Below are 18,539 nucleotides of genomic sequence, written 5' to 3' on the forward strand. Positions count from 1 at the left end.
GCTATGACACCAGAAGATATCCAACATGAAATACGCGCTATTAAACAAGCGCTGCAACGCGCTCAATTCTTATTAGCCAATGAACGCGTTGATCACCTATTGTCCACGTCGCTTAGCGAGCAGCAACGCTTAGAAGTCCATTATCTTGCAGCGGTTACACATAGAATGGCAAAGCAATATGATGAGGCCTTTCGTCATATCGACGTACTGCTTTCACTTTCTCCTGATTACGGCAGGGCGTATCAAGAGCTTGCTTATTGTCATGAAGCGAAGGGTAACGGTAAAGAAGCGTCGAGCGCGTTTTTTAAAGCAACGCATTTTAATCCCGCGCTGATCAGCAGTTGGAAAAAACTGCTGTCAATTTATCAACGTCACAATGATGTCACTGCGGTACAAATGGCAACCAAGCAAATAGCGCACTTGCAGTCGCTACCAGCGCCTGTATTAGGGGCTTACGACCTTATGTACGAAAAGCAGTTCGCTGCTGCAGAGCAGGTATGCCGGCAGTTTCTGACCAAGCACAAGCATCACCCCGAAGCAATGATGCTACTTGCTGAAATAGGCATGCAACTCAAGGTTTATAGCGACGCTGAGTTTCTTTTAGAAAGCTGTGTTGAGCTTTATCCAGATAATGAAAAAGCAGCCTTAGCCTATCAAAATGTGCTGTCTAAGTTAGGCAAGTTTCCAGAGGCGGTACAAGTGGCCCGCCAAAGGTTAGAGCATAACCCCACTAGCTTTAGTATAAAAACCAGCTTGGCCCATGCGCTTGTTGGTGTAGGGCAATTAGATGAGGCCATTACTGTTTACCGTGATGTACTTGCAGAAAACCCGGATAGACCCAAAGTGTGGGTATCGCTTGGCCATGCGTTAAAAGCAAAAGGGGATACGCCTGATGCGGTTAGTGCGTACGAAAAGGCCATAGACTATGCCAGTGACTACGGCGACGCCTATTGGAGCCTCGCAAACACGAAAACCTATAAGTTTAGTGACGCACTACTTGCGCAAATGTCTGAACAGCTAAACAGCAATGCTATAAAGTTAGAAGATAAAATACATGTGTGCTTTGCACTAGGTAAAGGGCTTGAAGACCGGGGAGAGGCTAGCAAAGCCTTCAATTATTACCAGCAAGGTAACAGCTTAAAGCGCAGCACCCTTCAATTTGATATTGCAAGGACAGAGGAAGCGCTAAACGCACAGCAGCGCGCTTTCTCAAGTGAAGACTTTAATAAAGTAGAAGGTTGCCAAGCGCCTGACCCTATCTTTATTGTCGGCTTGCCGCGTGCAGGCTCAACGTTATTGGAGCAAATTCTCGCGTCACACTCAAAAGTCGATGGCACCATGGAGCTTCACGATATATTGGGCATTGCTTCATCGTTAAGTCATCAAAAGACGCCTTATCCATTGAACGTTAATGCGTTAGATGGAGAAACGCTTGAAAAGCTTGGCGCGCGTTATATCGAGCAAACTCGTGCTTACCGACAAGGCGCGCCATTGTTCATCGATAAAATGCCCAATAACTTTATTCATATTGGCCTAATTAAGAAGATACTGCCTAACGCTAAAATTATCGATGCGCGAAGAAATCCTATGGACTGCTGCTTTAGCGGCTTTAAGCAGCTATTCGGTGAGGGGCAGGAATTTAGTTACTCGCTTTCCGATATTGGGCGCTATTACAAAGCTTATGAAAAGCTTATGGATCACTGGCACGCGGTGCTGCCGGGGGAGATTCTTACCGTACAGCACGAAGAGGTATTAGACGATTTAGAAGGCCAAGTCAGACGTATCTTAGATTTTTGTGGGTTAGACTTTGAAGAAGCGTGTTTAGCATTTCACCAAACCAAGCGGGTTATTAAAACGCCGAGTTCTGAACAGGTTCGCCAACCTATCTACAAAACAGGAATGGGGCAGTGGAAACCTTTTGAGGTATATTTGTCGGCGCTTAAAGAGGCGTTGGGTAAATAACTTACAATAGAGTGAATGACCCGCAAATCATTGAATAAAGGGGCCTGGTTAATCTTAACCAGGCCCTTTTTTTATCCAAAGCTTATATCTAGCGCTTTTATCTACAGTATTCGCTAGCAACGCAGGGCTTCAATGGCTAAGAAGTACACGAGAGCTAAAATATAGCCAAATTTTAAAAATAGTTAATAAACCCATAATCTAATCCTTAACCCCTTACGTTTAAATCCTTAGAAGCGTTTTTACCTTACAGAAAGGAGTTAATACGGGGTATGAAAAATCAACACGACAAATCAGACAGTAAGAAAACGCCCAAAGGTGAGACAAAAGAGGAATCAGGTCACACCAACCAGGTTTCAGAGTCGGAAGCGGAAGCGGCAAGCCCGTACGCTTCGTCAGTAGCCGGGGAAGAAGACCCAGGCGTTGCACTAGAAGAGTGGGTTAAGAGTAACGGACCGTCTAAATCTAAAGCAGATAAGCCATAGTGGATAAGCCAATAAGTGACGTGTCTCACCAAATCCTAAGAAGAACTTGGTGAGACGAGCTGTTTAGGGTTGGCTTAGTATTTGCGACGTTTAAGCCCTGTTTCCGCCAAGATCTTCGCTGAAATCTCTTCTATGGAGTACTTGGTACTATTTAAGAATGGAATTTTTTCCTTTCTGTATAAGTTTTCAACTTCCCTCAACTCCATCCTACATTGTTGAATAGACGCATATTTACTGTTTGCTCTTCGCTCTGAGCGTATTTGGTGTAGACGGTCGGCGGCGATGGTTAAACCAAACAGCTTGTGTTTATAGCGTCGAAGGGTAGGAGGAAGCTTTAACATGTCGCCCATGTCTTCTTCAGTAAACGGGTAATTAGCTGCTTTGATTCCATACTGAAGTGCTAAATACAGGCTTGTTGGTGTTTTTCCAGAGCGGGAAACACCGGTAAGAATGATATCTGCCTCATCGTAGTCTTTTAAGTTCGAGCCATCATCATTGGCCAATGCATAGTTTACGGCTTCAATTCTAATGTCGTAAGTGGTTTCGTGGATACTGTGAGTGCGGTGTTTTTCTGGTTTTGATGGAACACCTAATACTTTTTCGAGCGGAGCAACGAACTGATCGAGGAAATTGTAATTAATGCCCACCGATTTCGAAATAATCTTGCGAACATCTACATTCACAATTGTATAAAAAACGAGCGGCCGCTCTCCGGTGTCTTGAAAACTTTCAGAAATTTGCTGCAACACTTTGTGAGCTTGTTCCTCAGTTTCAACGAAAGGAATGGTGTTGTGATTAAACGAAACGGGGAACAGAGAAAGCAGGGCGTGGCCAAAGACCTCTGCAGTGATGGCAGTACCATCTGAAATATAAAAAGCTGTACGCACAACATATCCTTAACATTGGTGTAATTTTATTACAAAAGTAATAAAGGGTTTACATTCTGAATTTCCCCATTCTAAGATGATTTCGTCGAAAAGCTACACGGTTCTTGTGAATGATGGCAATTATCAACAGGTTTGCTGTCAAACGTAATGGACGGCGTTATGGGTGATAACACCCACACCTCGACAACAATTTGATTTGTTTCAGGCGATAATAAGCACAAACCTGGAACTTACCTCATACCCTACACATAAAAAAGCTGGAGGCTTGGGCTGTGCAAGAATACGTACTTTGGTATCAAGAACTGGGCATGCATGATGTGGGTCGCGTAGGCGGCAAAAATGCATCATTAGGCGAGATGATTTCAAACCTGGCTAACGCCGGTGTGCAGGTGCCGGGTGGTTTTGCTACCACCGCCGAAGCATTTAACGAATTTCTAGAGCAAAGTGGCCTAGAAGCTAGGATCCATGAAGTTTTAGATTCATTAGACGTAGATGACGTGAATGCCCTTGCTGAAGCGGGCAAGAATATTCGTCAGTGGATTATCGACACGCCATTTCAAGGCAAGTTAGAAGAAGAAATCAAAACGGCATTTGTTACCCTCCAAGGGGATGCGGGTGAAGAGGCGTCATTCGCGGTGCGCTCTTCAGCCACGGCAGAAGATATGCCTGATGCGTCATTTGCCGGTCAGCAAGAAACTTTCCTAAATGTTAAAGGTTACGAGTCGGTTCTTGTGGCGATTAAACACGTGTTTGCGTCACTGTTTAACGACCGAGCGATTTCTTATCGCGTACACCAAGGTTACGACCACAAAGGTGTGGCGCTGTCTGCGGGTATTCAGCGCATGGTGCGCAGTGATATCGCTTCATCAGGCGTTATGTTTACTATCGATACAGAGTCTGGTTTTGAAGACGTTGTATTTATTACCAGTTCATTCGGTTTAGGTGAAATGGTGGTGCAGGGCGCAGTAAACCCTGATGAGTTCTACGTGCACAAACCTACGTTAGACAAAGGGCTTCCCGCCATCGTACGTCGTAACCTAGGTAGCAAGCTTACCAAGATGATTTACTCAGACGACGAAGCACACGGCAAACAAGTGTCCATCGTTGATATTGATGCTGCTGATAGCAAAACGTTCTCGCTTAACGACGATGAAGTGATGGAACTAGCAAAGCAAGCGCAAATCATTGAAAAGCATTACCAACGCCCTATGGATATCGAATGGGCGAAAGACGGCGTAGACGGTAAGCTTTATATCGTTCAGGCACGCCCAGAAACCGTGCGCAGCCGAGAAGACTCACAAAGCATTGAGCGCTTCCAACTAAAAGGCCAAAGCAATATCGTTGTTGAAGGCCGCGCAATTGGTCATAAAATTGGTGCTGGTGTAGCTAAAGTGCTCGACTCAATTGAAGAGATGGACAAAATTCAAGCCGGCGACGTACTGGTGACTGACATGACAGACCCTGATTGGGAACCTATCATGAAGAAGGCGTCTGCCATTGTTACCAATCGTGGTGGACGTACCTGTCACGCGGCTATTATTGCTCGCGAGCTTGGTATTCCTGCGGTAGTCGGTTGCGGTAACGCTACTGACAGTATAAAAAACGGTGACAAGATTACCGTTTCTTGTGCAGAGGGCGATACGGGTTATATTTACGGTGACGAGCTTGAGTTTGACGTAGTCACTTCGCGTATAGACGCTATGCCAGATTTACCGTTAAAGGTAATGATGAACGTAGGTAACCCAGATCGCGCGTTCGACTTCGCTCGTCTTCCAAATGCAGGCGTAGGCCTTGCGCGTCTTGAATTTATTATCAACCGCATGATTGGCGTTCACCCGAAAGCATTGCTTAATTTCGACAGTCAGCCTGAAGAGCTGAAAGAAGAAATTAGCGACATGATTGCAGGCTACGCGTCGCCAACGGAATACTACATTGAGAAGCTAGTGGAAGGTATTTCAACCATTGGTGCGGCGTTCTCACCTGAAAAAGTTATCGTTCGTATGTCAGATTTTAAATCTAACGAATACTTTAACTTAGTTGGCGGTTACCAATACGAGCCAGACGAAGAGAACCCTATGCTAGGTTTCCGTGGCGCTAGCCGTTACATATCTGAAGACTTCCGCGACTGCTTCGCCCTTGAATGTGAAGCCATAAAGCGCGTACGCAATGATATGGGCCTTACTAACGTAGAAATTATGATTCCGTTTGTGCGTACGTTAGATGAAGGGCGTCAGGTTATCGAATTGCTTGAAGAGCAAGGCTTGAAGAAAGGCGAAAACGGCCTTCGCGTTATTATGATGTGTGAGCTTCCTTCCAATGCGTTACTTGCTGACAAGTTCCTCAATATTTTCGACGGTTTTTCTATAGGCTCTAATGACTTAACCCAGCTTACATTAGGGTTAGACCGAGACAGTGGCGTGATTGCCCACCTATTCGATGAGCGAGATGAAGCGGTTAAAGCACTGCTTTCAATGGCAATTCAAGCTGCGAAGAAGCGTGGTAAATACGTGGGTATTTGTGGCCAAGGGCCGTCTGACCATGAAGATTTCGCAGCTTGGTTGGTAGAAGAAGGTATCGATTCGGTATCGCTTAACCCCGATACTGTGGTTGAGACATGGCTATACCTTGCTGAAAAGCACGGCTAAACCAATAGGTCTAATCCCAGACTAAGTGGGCAACGATCTAACTTAGACACAATGCGAACGCGAGGGTTAAAAGAGACCTTTCGATTAATGCCAGTCAGTTAAGCTGACTGGCATTTTTCTTTTTTGTTTCCCGCTTACATCAAGCGGAGTAGCGGTTTAAAACAGATCTGTGCCAGCAGTATATTCCTTAAAAAAACGATGGTTATTTAGGAAAAATATGGGTTTTTAGCCGCTAATAGCATGACTTTGTGTAATTAAAAATGTAATATTACAAAGTGGCTTTCACATCAAATTTCAGATTAATAACTAACTTGGTTGAACTCTTATGGCACATAATGACAGCACGGTTTCAGTAAATACTTCCGAAGAAAATGTTATGCAATCAGGCTCTGTGGCAGAGCAGCTGGCGCAAGCCCAAAAAGAAATTAACGAACTAAAAATGCAATTAATGTGGATGGAACGCAACTACGAATAAGTGTTGTGTCGCATAGAGCTAGAATTGAAACGGTAGTTTACTTTCAAAAATGATTGAGATTTATGAAAGTTTACACGTGGGCTTTCATAAAGGCTTTTATAGCGTAATCTACAACATGCGTGGCGCATTTAGCTAAAAGCTTATTGCTACTAGCGCTGAGCATTATCGCATTTATATGCTATCGTGATTAGTATAAGAACGCGGTGAGAGAGAGAATGGCGTATCAATTCAAGTTTTTTGCACAGCCGGTAATTAGTAATATAAGAACCTTCTGTGAAGCAGCGCTAGTTGAATTCACAATTGGCTTGATTTGCGCAGTATTTGCGTATGCAAGCTATGGTATTTTTATTCATCTTTTTGTAGCGTGCGTCATCATATCTGTTGCTTGTTTTTGCCTTAGTATTTACAACCTTTATAGTCTTCTCTCGCACCCATAGCAGCTTTTCGCAGTGTGACCTTAAGTTAGCTAGATAATTGGACTCCCCCAACTCAGTGAGCTGGGTTAATATTTTAGTTCTCACACAAAAAATATTATGGAGTCCAACATGCACAATATAATCACAGGTGTTGATTTAGCGAAAGAAGAAATTCAGGTTTGCGTTTGTAAACGCAACAAGGTGCAGTCTAATCAGGCGATGACACCGATAGAATTTGGTTCTTGGCTAGCGTCGTCAAAACCAATGACAATTGTTTTTGAAGCATGTAGTACATCAAACTACTGGAAGCAAAAAGCGTTGGAATATGGGCATGATGCTCGATTAATTTCAGCAAAATTGGTTGCTAGTGTTAGGCAAAATCAGAAAACAGATAAAAACGACGCCTTAGCGGTTGCGCAAGCTGCTCAACTCACCGATGTTTCGTTTATTAACGGCAAATCAAAAGAGCAGCAAGAGCTACAAACCTTGGTTCGTCTGCGAGAGTTGGCCGTTAAGCATAAAGTCGCAATGCAGCAACAAATTAAATCTTTATTGCTAGAGTTTAATATCCGAATCTCGCCTAGTCAGGGAGGGTTAAGTGGCGTTGTTGAAGGCGTACTGGAAGATGCTGAAAATGGCTTTTCCATGGTTTTTAGGCAAGCTCTCAGTACTAGCTGGCAACAACTCCAGCGTGGTATTGAGTCGATAAAGCAGTACGATTTATATTTAGAAAAAGCAGCAAACGGCCACGAAATATGTAAATCGCTACAGGCCCTAGAAGGTGTAGGTCCGTTAAACGCTGTGAATCTTTATATGGCACTGGGCTGTGGAGAGATGGGGCAATTTGAAAAAGGTCGCGATGCATCTGCCTGTATTGGTTTAACGCCTATTCAACATTCGTCGGGCGGTAAAGTAAAATTGGGCTCGGTGGGCAAGTACGTTAAAAATAATATGCTACGAAGTTGCTTAGTTAGCGGTGCAATGTCAGCAGTTAATCAGGCGATGAGACGACCAGCAAAAACCAAAAAAGAGATGTGGATCCAGCAGATGGTTGAACGCAGAGGTAAGCGCTGTACAGCGGTCGCGCTAGCAAATAAAACAGTAAGAACGGCATTCGCGATGCTTACAAATGGCACAGAATACAAAGCAGAACTACTCGCTGCTTAATAGAGGTTTTGCCCAACAACAAAAATGCTCAAAAAAGATGAAAATCAGCTTGTTTAGTCAGTGCTTCGCTCAGAGCTTCGAGCTCGTTATCGAGATTTGACAACAAGTTCGCGTAAATATCATAGAGCCTGGGATAGCTTCCCTATTAGAGCTCGTACATAAGCACGCATTTATTCTTTAACTGGCTAATACTGTTGTTGACAAAGGGGGAGTCCACATAAGCGGAGCCAAGGCACAATAGCAAGGGAAAATTAGCTATTAAACGTAGGCAGTTATAAAAAAGGGTAATCACTTCAGTGATTACCCTTTTTTCTGTCTGCATCAATACCGAAATAAATTTTATTTGCGGTAATGGTAAGTTTCTAAGCTTTAAGTTGGTCACCTATAGGTACCTGTCGAATACGCTTACCGCAAGCAGCGAAAATGGCATTACATAGCGCAGGCGCGTATACCGGCGTTGCCGGTTCACCCACACCTGCTGGAGGTGCGTCGCTTTCAATTACCTCAACTTCTACCTCTAGCGGCGAGTCGCTCATTCGCGGCACACGGTAGTTATGGAAGTTACTTTGCTGTACGCGGCCTTTATCAAACGTGATACCGTCGCTAATGGCCGTGGTGATACCAAATACAGAACCACCCTGGGTTTGGTTTTTAACGGTATCAGTATTTACTACCGTTCCTGCATCAATAGCCACCCAAGATTTGATCACGTTTAAGTCGCCTTTGTCAGAGACTTCTACTTCCACCACTGTGGCAACATAAGTTAGAAAGCTTCGGTGCGCTGCAATGCCTAAACCTCGTCCTTTTGGCATTTCCCGGCCCCAGTCAGCCATGTCAGACACTTTCTCTATCACGTTTTTGAGGCGAGACGTATCAAGTGGGTATACCGATTTGTCGCCCCAGTAATTGTTGTACTCGGCTTTTTGCTCGGTAACATCTAAAATTCTGTCAGGACCGATAACTTCCAGTAAGTAATCTTTTGTATCTTTCCCCGCTTTGTACGCTGCTTCATTGATAAATGATTGCACTGCAAAAGCGTGAAAGATGTTCGATACCGAGCGCATCCAACCAATTCGCGCTTTAGCCGGTGCTTCACCACGCTCTAACTTCATGTTTGGTGTCAGGATTGGGTTATCAGTAAAGCCCAAATCTAACTCAAAACTGAAGGGGGCGTTGGCACCTTCTTGAAAGGTCGAAGCAATAGGCGAGAACGCGGTTCTATGCAGGTACGCGTCAATCTTACCGTTTTCGTCAAGCGCCGCTTCAACGTGTTGGGCTGATACCGCGTGGTAAAAACCGTGCTGAATATCGTCTTCACGGGTCCACTGTACGCGAATTGGTTTGCCCGTTTTCATTGAAAGGTAAGCGGCTTCAGCGGAAAAGTCAGGCTTAGATTTACGGCCAAATGCCCCGCCTAGCATGGTCACGTGAACATTGATTTTCTCTTTGTCCATGCCAACCATAGCGCCAACGGTTTCCATATCAGCTTGTGGATTTTGTGTTGCAGCCCATATATCTACGCGATCTTTGTAATACATTGCCGTTGCACATGGTGGCTCCATAGGGGCCTGTGCAAGATGTGGAACGTAATAATCGGCAATGAGCTTGTCGCTGGCGTTTTCTAAAACGCTTAGCGCATCGCCTTTCTCCCTAACAAGGGTTTGCGGTGCGTTTACTGTACTAAGCAACTGCGCTTTAAAACTTTCTGAGTTATAGTCGCCGTTAGCACCGTCATCCCATTCTACATCAAGGGCTTTTCGCCCCTGCCAAGCGGCCCACGTATTGTTAGCAATAATGGCAATACCGCCTTTGGGTTGAAATTGCGGTGCGCCTTTAGGTGCAGGAATTTCGATGATATCTACAACACCGGAAACCGCTTTTGCTTTACTGACATCAAAGCTTTTCACTTTACCGCCCACCACTGGAGGACGCTCGATAATAGCAACCAGTGCCTTGGGCTCACGCACATCGGCGGCAAATGTTGCCTTACCGGTTACAATGTCCTGAAGGTCAATATGCGCCATGCCTGTATTGATGTAACGCCATTCTTTTCTTTCTTTAAGCTGAAGCTTGTCTGCTTCTGGCGGCGTAATGGTTAATGCGTCGTCGATAAGGTCTTTATAAGCGATAGACTTGCCAGAGTTATGGCTAACCATGTGTTGTTCGGCAACACAGCTACTAGGCTCAACCCCCCAACGCTTGGCTGCGGCGTGTTGCATCATGTAGCGTACGCTTGCGCCCATCTCGCGAAGGCGCTGCATGTTGAAACGAATGCTGCGTGAACCGTCTGTGTTTTGGTCGCCGTATTTAGGGTCGCCCTTACCCTGAATAACAATCACTTTATCCCATGCCGCTTCCATTTCATCCGCAACAATTTGCGCAATAGCGGTGCGGATCTGCTGGCCCATTTCACTGCGGTGGCAGGTTACTTCAACCATGCCGTCAGGGCGCAGTGCAATGAATAAGTTTGCGCGCTTTGCATTTTCTGCTGGCTTAGCCAAAACGCCAGCCATAGCACGTGGCGCACTGCCCATAAAATATGTGCCTAACACCAAGGCACCTGCGGCAGCGGTAGACTTCAAGAAACTGCGGCGGTTCATGTCGAAGTATCTATTTTCGCTCATGCTTCTTCTCCCTCGGTTGCTGGGTCGAAGTAATTCACACCAGCGGTGGCGCTGATGGATTTAGAAGCAGACTTTATTGCTTTGTGAATACGAGGGTAGGTGCCACACCGGCAAATGTTGCCTGACATGTTCTGTACAATCTCTTCGTCGCTAGGCGTTGGGTTCGTTGAGAGTAAGCTAGCTGCCTGCATAATCTGTCCACATTGACAAAAACCGCACTGAGGCACTTTATGTTCAACCCAGGCTTTTTGAACCGGATGGTCGCCGTTTTCGCTTAAGCCTTCAATCGTAGTGATCTTTTTACCCTGAACCGCCGAAACCGGCAGAACACAGGAGCGTTGCGCCATACCATCAATATGAACGGTACATGCGCCGCATTGCGCCATACCACAGCCAAATTTAGGCCCTGTAAGATTTAATTCATCACGAAGGTACCACAACACTGGGGTTGAAGGATCACCTGCAAATTCGTGTTTGTTACCATTTACGGTAAACGTGATCATGGTCTTGTCTCCATAGGTAAACGATAGATATACGCTAGCCCAATATTAATAGGGCCTCTCACCCAAGCGGCATACTGTGCAATAAGCGCATTACACGTGTTATATCTATACGGTTCCGTTGCCTGATAATGCGAACTATCCAAGACGCTGCGCATACTAGGATATTTGCCACTGTTTTTATTATTAAAGGCTTCGCTATTTATAATTAAGATTACGTTAACACGCATTATACGAATACGCATATACATAAGTTTAACTGCTAGCAGGCTGCGACTAAATGGTGTCAGAGGTTATGGAAAAATGCGAAAGAAGCAGCCCGTTGAATAGGGGTAAGACTGGTTTACGAAAAGTAAGAGATTCGAATTTAACGAAGTCTTCTCATTAGCAAGAAGCGATCGATTTTTCGCGCCCCCGTGGTCATGGTTTTTTGACTGTATTTTAGCCAGCCTCTAGCGCGGGGCCAGTCATAGCTTAACAGCATTAGCCCACCGACAACGAGTAAGATTGAGCCAGGAAGAAGCGTTAGAACGATCCCGCCAATAAACAAGATAGCCCCTAATGTAAGTCTAACTATTCGCATGAAAGTGAACGCTCGTTCTTAAATGCAAGAACAACAGTGTGAGTGAAATTGGCGTATTTGCCAATAAAATAATTGTAAATGTTTGTATGGTGCCGTTGTTACATCACGTTGCGTACAGCAGCGCAGTGAGCTATTGATGAATAAGTAGCCACTTGATATGAAAAGCGAAGATAACCGCTTAATTACGGTGGATCGCTACCCAGAAATAAAGTACAAAGAAAGACATGCAAGGGCATTAGAAGCTTGCGTAATGCCTATGAGAAAAAGCGCTTCGCATATTTGTGCAGGCGATTTATAACGATAAGAAAGAGAGCAGTTATGGCAGAACAACAAGAAAACCAACCAGTCAGCGAAGAACAGCGCGCAGAATGGGTAAGAGAACAGTTTCAGAAAGCCAATAAGTTTCTCGCAGAAAATGGCGTACTGTTTGACTCAGTCACAACAGAAGAAAGTCGCTATTTAATGCCTTACCTTGCGGTGTGGAAGATAAGAGCAATGGACGGCAAACAATACTGGGTAATTAGCGGAGATTTACCTACCGATTACACGTCAGTCGACAATGCTGCAGATGCGAAAGATGTGCTGCGTCATTTCGCTATGCATTGGCAGTTAAAAGCTGAGAATTTGATTAATGCAGAAGGGGCAGACGATAGTCAAAAAGCGTTTGGCGCATTACTCATTAACCGCGCTGAAAGCTTGTTCGCTATGCAAAATACACCCGATTTGTGGGCTTAATAACGTTTTACTCGCCTTAATGCAATTGGGTTACGTCTGGCAGAGGGAATCGCTCTGCCGGGCATTTTAAACGCTGTCGAGGCACCCCAGCATCCATAAATACCTGACCATCAGGAATAAAACCAAGAGACTTGTGGTAAGAGACACTTTCTAAGTTACACACTACCTTGATAATGGGAAGGTTGTTTTGCTTTGCAGCTTTCAACAACGCTTTAAATAGCACGCGGTATACGTGTAAAGTTCGGTAAGAGCGCTTAACGGCTATGCGGCCAAGTTCCCCTTTTGTTGTTAGGCGCCCGGTAGCGATGGGGTCGTTATTAGCATCAACAATTAACACGTGACACGCTGAACTGTCGTGTTCATCGAATTCACTGGCCTGGGGAACGCGCCATTCCAAAACGAATACGTGTTCCCTTAGTGCTTTTAGTCGATGTTTATCCTTCTCCCAATCGACGTTCTTTACGGTAAACGTCATACGTGACTGTTATCCCTCGAACCATTCCCAGTAACCATTATTGATAAGTGTAGTTAAGGTTTCTAAAAATGTAAAAGACGGTGCATCCTGACAACATGTTGCGTTCAAAATTGACCCTGATGCCAGCACTTCAAACCATTCTTGGTCATTTTTAGCGAAAGTAAATTGGCTACCGTTTACATAGAGCGCACGAGGTAGGCCTCGCTTACCGTCGCAAAGTAACGCTCTAACCCCAGGGGCAGGTGCAAAGCTCATACCCGCGGCTAGGTCGTTTGAAACCTGCTCTAGGTTAACTTCGTTATCTAACGGGTACTCTGGAATACCTTGTTCGCTCATCGCTTCTAATAGAGCAAGGGTAAAATCTTCACCGTTAATTGCGTCAATGAGCTGTTGTTTGAGGGCTGCGATATCGCTTGTGCTCACCAACGCCGGGTTATTTTGGTGTGTACGCCCAATATCAGTAAAACGATAGTTGTGCGCGCCTTTATCTAGCATCATCGCTAAACTCTCTGCTAGCTGAAGGTTGTCCGGAGCGCGATAGCCTACTGAGTAGGTCAAACTATCTTCCACTGTTTCGCCGTCGTGAGGCCAACCTGGCGGCACGTAGATCACATCGCCGGGTTCGACTACAACGTCAATAACTGGGGTAAAACGTTCAATCTGTCGAAGTTTAGGGTGAGGAAAGACCTCTTTATAATCACCAGGTTGACCGACACGCCAACGACGCTTTCCTTTTCCCTGAACAAGAAATACATCGTACTGGTCGATGTGGGCACCAACCCCAGCGCCGTTCGTTGCAAAGCTCACCATTAAATCGTCTAAACGCCAGTGAGGAACGAATGAAAAGGGCGATAAAATGGGCGCAACATCTGGCACGTACTTGTCTACACCTTGAACCAACAGTGTCCACTTGCCCTGACAGGCATGGTCAAAGTCAGTAATGGGCCCTTGTTCAACATGCCAGTTTCCCTGTACGTTGCTGATCACTCTTGCATCCACCTCAGATTCCTGTGCGAGCCCGGCAAGGTCGTTTTCATCGATAGGGTCGTCAAAATCTGTGAAAAATTGCTTAATAACCACCGGCTTTTGCTGCCAATAGTGCTTAAGGAAAGTATCGGCATCAAACCCTTTTCCGGTTTGTGCATCAATAAAGTACGAAGTGTCGTTGGTGCGCATGGCGTCTCATTATTTTAGTGTCAGTGTACAGTTTAACGCGAAAAGCGCTAAACATTGCTATTGCCGGCATTATCAAATATTGGTGAACGTATTACCACCTTACACCTTAAAACGGCGCGTATGGTGTGAAAAAATTACGCGCGAGGTCTGGTGTGAAAAATCGTGCGATTGATTAACAAATATGCGCAAGAATACCTTCGGCTTTAGTTTTTAAGTACTTTGGGTAAAGCAATAGGTGGTTGCCATGGAGTAGCGGCCTATTGTGTTCAGGACTTATTAATAATGAGCCGCTTCTATCACACATTGCAATTGTGTTTGGCGCCGTAAACTGCTCTAACATGGCTGCACGGTTAACGGTCGCTCCCCAAATATCGAAATTTCCAAAGCGGCGAGATGATCGCCCTGCAATGACGGAACCTGTCGCTATACCTACACGTAAATAACATGAAGAAGATACCAAAAGTGGATGGCTATTCACTTCGTCTCTGGCTTTACACGCAAAGTGAAATGCCGCGGAAACAGCATCGCGAACAGACCGGCAAAGTGATTCTTTGAGTGAAGCGCGCTGATGAATATTCGTGTTAAAGCTGCTAGGAAGAATGTGCTTCGGATGAGCCGAAAACCCAACGGCGATATATTGATCGCCATTAGTTTTTAGTGGGGTTAATTGATGTAGGCGGGCAAACTCGTCGAACTTTTCAAATAGGCCTTCAATAACTCCCATACATGTCATATCGCCATAGTCAGCGGCGAACTGCTGAAAGCCAGAAAGATCGGCAAAAATCACAACCGTATTTTCTACACGCTGTTTGGTAACCCAATTGTTTGTGGGTGGTAACGGTATATCGATAGGTTTGTGCAACGCCATTCGCTCGCCCTGTATTGTTCGATTGGGTATTTTATTTACTGGCATAAAAAAACGCGGTGTTTTACGACCGCGTTTTAGTGTAATGGAAAAGCGTTATGCTTATAACTGATCTACAAGCCTGATTGCATCGCCAATATAGGTCGCCGGAGACAGTGCTTTAAGCTCTGTTTTCGCGGCCTCAGGCATGTCTAGGTTGTCGATAAACTCAGCAATAACGTCTGCATTAACTTTCTTACCGCGGGTAAGCTCTTTAAGCTTCTCATACGGCTTTTCTATGCCGTAACGACGCATTACTGTTTGAATGGGCTCGGCCAGTAGTTCCCAGTTGTTATCGAGTTCGTTAAGCAAGCTTTGCTCGTTAACTTCTAGTTTGCTGATGCCTTTAAGGGTTGCTTGGTAAGCAATTACCGCATAGCCCACACCCACACCTAGATTACGAAGCACTGTGGAATCAGTCAGGTCGCGCTGCCAGCGTGAAATGGGAAGCTTGGCGGCAAGATGGTCAAAGATTGCGTTCGCTAAACCTAAGTTACCTTCTGAGTTTTCAAAGTCGATAGGGTTAACTTTATGCGGCATGGTAGAAGAACCAATTTCACCCGCTACGGTTTTTTGCTTAAAGTGACCCAGTGCAATGTAGCCCCAAACATCACGATCGAAATCGATAAGAATGGTGTTAAAACGAGCGATAGCATCGAACATTTCTGCGATGTAGTCGTGTGGTTCAATTTGCGTAGTAAACGGGTTCCAGGTCAGGCCTAGTGATGTAACGAAGCTTTCTGATACGCCGTGCCAATCAACGTCTTTATACGCTGACAGGTGCGCGTTGTAATTACCCACCGCGCCGTTGATTTTACCAAGCAGCTCAACCTTTGCGATTTGGCTGCGCTGGCGTTTTAAGCGAATGGCTACGTTTGCCATTTCTTTACCCATAGTGGTGGGCGAAGCAGGCTGACCGTGGGTACGTGCCATCATTGGTACGTTTTGATAGCGCTTAGCAAGTTCTACAAGCGCATCAATAAGCTTATCACAGTAAGGAAGAATAACGGTCTCGCGAGCTTCGCGGAGCATTAAACCGTGAGAAAGGTTGTTAATGTCTTCAGACGTGCAAGCAAAGTGGATGAACTCGTTTACCGCTGAAAGCTCACTGTTGTCGGCGACTTTCTCTTTAAGGAAGTATTCAACCGCTTTTACATCGTGGTTGGTAGTGCGCTCAATTTCCTTGATGCGCATAGCATCTTCAACACTAAATTCAGCCACAATGTTGTCAAGTAGTGCATTTGACTTGTCGCTAAAGGCAGGAACTTCTTTAATTTGTGGGTGAGTAGATAGCATTTGTAACCAACGTACTTCTACTTCCACACGGTATTTTAATAAGCCGTATTCACTGAAAATACTGCGTAATTCTACGCTTTTGCCAGCATATCGACCATCGACAGGGGAAATTGCAGTTAACTGACTCAGTTCCACCTTAAGCTCCTCACTAGTTTATTAATCGTAGTGCTTTTACAGCACTGTTAAGAATGTGTTTGCGTTTAAATAATATGTTTCTTCGTTTGCCGCCCATTTGACGCCACATTACAGCAGCGCGTACGCCAGCAAGAAGAAGTGCTCGTACTTTATGCTGTGTAGCGGGTTGGCCTAGATAATCTGGATTGCCTGCCACCTGAATACGGGGGGCTAGTGGGCTGATAATATCGCTGTAAATACTCGCAAGAGAGGCAACAATTTGCGGGTTTTGAAAGTCGACATGGGCAAGCTGGCGCTGGACGTGTGAAATGCGCTCACCCAGTTCATTCATGGCCTTTGGTTTTCGCGCTAATTTACGCTCTAACCCTAGAATACTGGCAATGTAGCGGGTTAGCTCGGTATCTTTGGTGGCTTGTTTATCTGACAGTTGTGCAGCAAGCGTCGTATATCCGGTTTTTAGGTTATTAAGCTGGCCGAAAACCTGCTGGGGAGTATCGGGGTCGGTAACCAATATACTCGACAAGCTTGCTTCTAGTGCTTCGTTATCGGCTGAGCCTCGTCGTGCAAGCTGCTGAACAAGTGCAGCTGCTTGACACACCCCGGCGAGGGCAAGGTTATTTTCTATATCGGTATCTAACATCAGCGAATATAACTCTCAATAATACCGCCACCAAGGCATACTTCATCAATATAAAATACCGCAGATTGCCCCGGCGTTACCGCCTTTTGTGGCTCATCAAACATCACTTCAATGGTGTCGTCTTGAGTCGGCGTTATTGTACAAGGGATATCGGCCTGACGATAACGGGTTTTAACTACAGCGCGCATAGGCTCTGTAATCGTTTTTCTATCTACCCAGTGCAGCTGTTTTGCTACCAAGCCTTTAGAGTAAAGGCGAGGGTGGTCGGCACCTTGGCCCACAATAAGCACGTTGCGAGCAACATCTTTATCAACTACATACCAAGGGTCGTCACCGTATTTCGCCAAACCACCAATGTGTAGCCCTTTACGCTGACCTAGTGTGTGGTACATCAAGCCTTCGTGCTGGCCAATTTCTTCACCCTCTGCGGTTTCAATAACCCCAGGTTGAGCGGGAAGGTACCGCGCTAGAAAATCTTTAAACTTGCGCTCGCCGATAAAACAAATCCCTGTAGAGTCTTTCTTATCATGGGTGATAAGACCTTGCTCTTCAGCAATTTTGCGAACTAATGGCTTTTCGATATCGCCAACCGGGAAAAGGGTTTTAGCAACGTGCTCTTCGCCAAGCGTGTAAAGAAAATAACTTTGGTCTTTGTTGTTATCTAAACCGCGAAGCATCTGCCATTTGCCGTCTACCTCTCTGCGGCGCACGTAGTGACCGGTAGCAATGTAGTCAGCGCCAAGGTCTTCGGCTGCAAATTCTAGAAACGCTTTAAACTTGATTTCTTTGTTACACATGATGTCTGGGTTTGGCGTACGGCCGGCTTTGTATTCCTCTAAGAAATACTCAAACACGTTATCCCAGTATTCAGCAGCAAAATTAATAGTGTGTAGCTCAATACCTAGTTTATCAGCTACCGCCTGCGCATCTTTTAAATCTTCCGCTGCAGCGCAGTATTCATCGTTGTCATCCTCTTCCCAGTTTTTCATGAAAAGGCCTTCAACCTGGTAACCCTGTTGTTGAAGCAGGTAGGCTGAAACAGAAGAATCGACTCCGCCGGACATGCCGACGATTACTTTTTTGCTGGCGTTAGATTCAATATCACTCACTATGGATTGCACACTCATTTGATTAATAAAAAAGAAGCCTTATTTGCTAATGGGGTCATGCATTAACATACTTATGAATTTGCCAATACAGTTACTTATTTGGTGGGCTATTCCACCAAGCTGCTATGTGAGCTTTAACGTAAGTTACCAAGAACAAATAGGCCTGTTTTCGAGGTCGCGGATTTTATCAGATTCCGATCGGTAATTCACACTTAATCCTTATCTGATTAAGTAATTAAATTTGTACGTGGACATGCTTGGTTCTTAACGCATAAATGTTTCTATGCGTAAATAAGCACCACAAGGTACAGCTATGCCTATCGGTTGA

17 protein-coding genes are annotated in these 18,539 nt (G+C 45.2%); 7 read left to right on the forward strand and 10 right to left on the reverse strand.

What is annotated here, in order from left to right:
- Positions 1 to 3 precede the first annotated feature (3 nt).
- Positions 4 to 1,962 carry a tetratricopeptide repeat-containing sulfotransferase family protein gene (locus MADE_RS08955; protein ID WP_012518189.1) on the forward strand — a complete coding sequence of 653 codons (1,959 nt, stop codon included), beginning with the start codon at positions 4 to 6 and terminating at the stop codon, positions 1,960 to 1,962.
- Positions 1,963 to 2,231: 269 nt separating this feature from the next.
- Complete coding sequence (locus tag MADE_RS08960) at positions 2,232 to 2,444, forward strand: hypothetical protein (protein WP_012518190.1); 213 nt, start codon at positions 2,232 to 2,234, stop codon at positions 2,442 to 2,444.
- A 74-nt stretch (positions 2,445 to 2,518) separates the two neighbouring features.
- Here MADE_RS08960 and ppsR read toward each other — a convergent pair whose 3' ends face one another.
- Complete coding sequence (ppsR, locus tag MADE_RS08965) at positions 2,519 to 3,331, reverse strand: posphoenolpyruvate synthetase regulatory kinase/phosphorylase PpsR (RefSeq protein ID WP_012518191.1); 813 nt, start codon at positions 3,329 to 3,331, stop codon at positions 2,519 to 2,521.
- A 272-nt stretch (positions 3,332 to 3,603) separates the two neighbouring features.
- Here ppsR and ppsA point away from each other — a divergent pair, with 272 nt between their 5' ends.
- The 3 genes from ppsA (at position 3,604) to MADE_RS08980 (ending at position 8,034) form a co-directional block, all read left to right on the forward strand.
- Complete coding sequence (gene ppsA, locus MADE_RS08970) at positions 3,604 to 5,976, forward strand: phosphoenolpyruvate synthase (protein WP_012518192.1); 2,373 nt, start codon at positions 3,604 to 3,606, stop codon at positions 5,974 to 5,976.
- Positions 5,977 to 6,301: 325 nt separating this feature from the next.
- On the forward strand, positions 6,302 to 6,451 hold the full coding sequence (locus tag MADE_RS20575) for a hypothetical protein (RefSeq protein ID WP_023559661.1): 150 nt from the start codon (positions 6,302 to 6,304) through the stop codon (positions 6,449 to 6,451).
- Between the two features lie 545 nt (positions 6,452 to 6,996).
- Positions 6,997 to 8,034: an IS110 family RNA-guided transposase gene (locus MADE_RS08980; protein ID WP_012518857.1), complete on the forward strand. Its 1,038-nt coding sequence runs from the start codon at positions 6,997 to 6,999 to the stop codon at positions 8,032 to 8,034.
- Between the two features lie 362 nt (positions 8,035 to 8,396).
- On the opposite strand, the gene MADE_RS08985 is transcribed toward MADE_RS08980, so the two are convergent.
- From MADE_RS08985 to MADE_RS09000, 3 genes are all read right to left on the reverse strand, one after another.
- Positions 8,397 to 10,658, reverse strand: coding sequence for a molybdopterin cofactor-binding domain-containing protein (locus MADE_RS08985; protein ID WP_023559663.1), 2,262 nt, complete (start codon positions 10,656 to 10,658; stop codon positions 8,397 to 8,399).
- Complete coding sequence (locus tag MADE_RS08990) at positions 10,655 to 11,161, reverse strand: (2Fe-2S)-binding protein (protein WP_015067090.1); 507 nt, start codon at positions 11,159 to 11,161, stop codon at positions 10,655 to 10,657. The genes MADE_RS08985 and MADE_RS08990 overlap by 4 nt, the downstream gene beginning before the upstream one ends.
- Before the next feature lie 364 nt (positions 11,162 to 11,525).
- On the reverse strand, positions 11,526 to 11,741 hold the full coding sequence (locus MADE_RS09000; protein WP_015067092.1) for a PGPGW domain-containing protein: 216 nt from the start codon (positions 11,739 to 11,741) through the stop codon (positions 11,526 to 11,528).
- Between the two features lie 157 nt (positions 11,742 to 11,898).
- Here MADE_RS09000 and MADE_RS20580 point away from each other — a divergent pair, with 157 nt between their 5' ends.
- Both MADE_RS20580 and MADE_RS09005 read left to right on the forward strand, forming a co-directional pair.
- Positions 11,899 to 12,039 (forward strand): hypothetical protein, encoded by a 141-nt coding sequence (locus tag MADE_RS20580; RefSeq protein ID WP_023559664.1) that lies wholly within the window; start codon positions 11,899 to 11,901, stop codon positions 12,037 to 12,039.
- Between the two features lie 20 nt (positions 12,040 to 12,059).
- The gene (locus tag MADE_RS09005; RefSeq protein WP_015067093.1) at positions 12,060 to 12,476 is read left to right on the forward strand and encodes a DUF4826 family protein; all 417 of its coding nucleotides are present in this window, start codon (positions 12,060 to 12,062) and stop codon (positions 12,474 to 12,476) included.
- 16 nt (positions 12,477 to 12,492) lie between these two features.
- Here MADE_RS09005 and MADE_RS09010 read toward each other — a convergent pair whose 3' ends face one another.
- The 6 genes from MADE_RS09010 to mnmA all read right to left on the reverse strand — a co-directional run bounded on the left by MADE_RS09010 (position 12,493) and on the right by mnmA (position 18,229).
- Positions 12,493 to 12,951 (reverse strand): GNAT family N-acetyltransferase, encoded by a 459-nt coding sequence (locus tag MADE_RS09010; RefSeq protein ID WP_020743472.1) that lies wholly within the window; start codon positions 12,949 to 12,951, stop codon positions 12,493 to 12,495.
- A 9-nt stretch (positions 12,952 to 12,960) separates the two neighbouring features.
- Entirely contained in the window at positions 12,961 to 14,127 is a 1,167-nt protein-coding gene (locus MADE_RS09015; RefSeq protein ID WP_020743473.1) for a cupin domain-containing protein, read from the reverse strand.
- 172 nt (positions 14,128 to 14,299) lie between these two features.
- Positions 14,300 to 14,995 (reverse strand): adenylate/guanylate cyclase domain-containing protein, encoded by a 696-nt coding sequence (locus tag MADE_RS09020; protein ID WP_023559665.1) that lies wholly within the window; start codon positions 14,993 to 14,995, stop codon positions 14,300 to 14,302.
- A 99-nt stretch (positions 14,996 to 15,094) separates the two neighbouring features.
- Positions 15,095 to 16,462: an adenylosuccinate lyase gene (gene purB / locus MADE_RS09025; protein WP_015067097.1), complete on the reverse strand. Its 1,368-nt coding sequence runs from the start codon at positions 16,460 to 16,462 to the stop codon at positions 15,095 to 15,097.
- Positions 16,463 to 16,475: 13 nt separating this feature from the next.
- Positions 16,476 to 17,102 carry a high frequency lysogenization protein HflD gene (gene hflD, locus MADE_RS09030; protein WP_015067098.1) on the reverse strand — a complete coding sequence of 209 codons (627 nt, stop codon included), beginning with the start codon at positions 17,100 to 17,102 and terminating at the stop codon, positions 16,476 to 16,478.
- Positions 17,102 to 18,229 (reverse strand): tRNA 2-thiouridine(34) synthase MnmA, encoded by a 1,128-nt coding sequence (gene mnmA, locus MADE_RS09035; protein WP_015067099.1) that lies wholly within the window; start codon positions 18,227 to 18,229, stop codon positions 17,102 to 17,104. Before mnmA ends, hflD begins: the two co-directional genes overlap by 1 nt.
- Positions 18,230 to 18,539 lie beyond the last annotated feature (310 nt).

Source organism: Alteromonas mediterranea DE (assembly GCF_000020585.3).
Classification (GTDB): Bacteria; Pseudomonadota; Gammaproteobacteria; order Enterobacterales; family Alteromonadaceae; genus Alteromonas; species Alteromonas mediterranea.

Excerpts from the sequence above, each read along its gene's own strand:
- MADE_RS08955 (WP_012518189.1), top strand. The coding sequence starts at position 4 with ATGACACCAGAAGATATCCAACATGAAATACGCGCTATTAAACAAGCG.
- MADE_RS09020 (WP_023559665.1), bottom strand. The coding sequence starts at position 14,995 with ATGGCGTTGCACAAACCTATCGATATACCGTTACCACCCACAAACAAT.
- mnmA (WP_015067099.1), bottom strand. The coding sequence starts at position 18,229 with ATGAGTGTGCAATCCATAGTGAGTGATATTGAATCTAACGCCAGCAAA.
- MADE_RS09010 (WP_020743472.1), bottom strand. The coding sequence starts at position 12,951 with ATGACGTTTACCGTAAAGAACGTCGATTGGGAGAAGGATAAACATCGA.
- MADE_RS20580 (WP_023559664.1), top strand. The coding sequence starts at position 11,899 with ATGAAAAGCGAAGATAACCGCTTAATTACGGTGGATCGCTACCCAGAA.
- MADE_RS08985 (WP_023559663.1), bottom strand. The coding sequence starts at position 10,658 with ATGAGCGAAAATAGATACTTCGACATGAACCGCCGCAGTTTCTTGAAG.
- MADE_RS09000 (WP_015067092.1), bottom strand. The coding sequence starts at position 11,741 with ATGCGAATAGTTAGACTTACATTAGGGGCTATCTTGTTTATTGGCGGG.
- hflD (WP_015067098.1), bottom strand. The coding sequence starts at position 17,102 with ATGTTAGATACCGATATAGAAAATAACCTTGCCCTCGCCGGGGTGTGT.
- MADE_RS08960 (WP_012518190.1), top strand. The coding sequence starts at position 2,232 with ATGAAAAATCAACACGACAAATCAGACAGTAAGAAAACGCCCAAAGGT.
- MADE_RS09015 (WP_020743473.1), bottom strand. The coding sequence starts at position 14,127 with ATGCGCACCAACGACACTTCGTACTTTATTGATGCACAAACCGGAAAA.
- MADE_RS08990 (WP_015067090.1), bottom strand. The coding sequence starts at position 11,161 with ATGATCACGTTTACCGTAAATGGTAACAAACACGAATTTGCAGGTGAT.
- MADE_RS09005 (WP_015067093.1), top strand. The coding sequence starts at position 12,060 with ATGGCAGAACAACAAGAAAACCAACCAGTCAGCGAAGAACAGCGCGCA.
- MADE_RS20575 (WP_023559661.1), top strand. The coding sequence starts at position 6,302 with ATGGCACATAATGACAGCACGGTTTCAGTAAATACTTCCGAAGAAAAT.
- MADE_RS08980 (WP_012518857.1), top strand. The coding sequence starts at position 6,997 with ATGCACAATATAATCACAGGTGTTGATTTAGCGAAAGAAGAAATTCAG.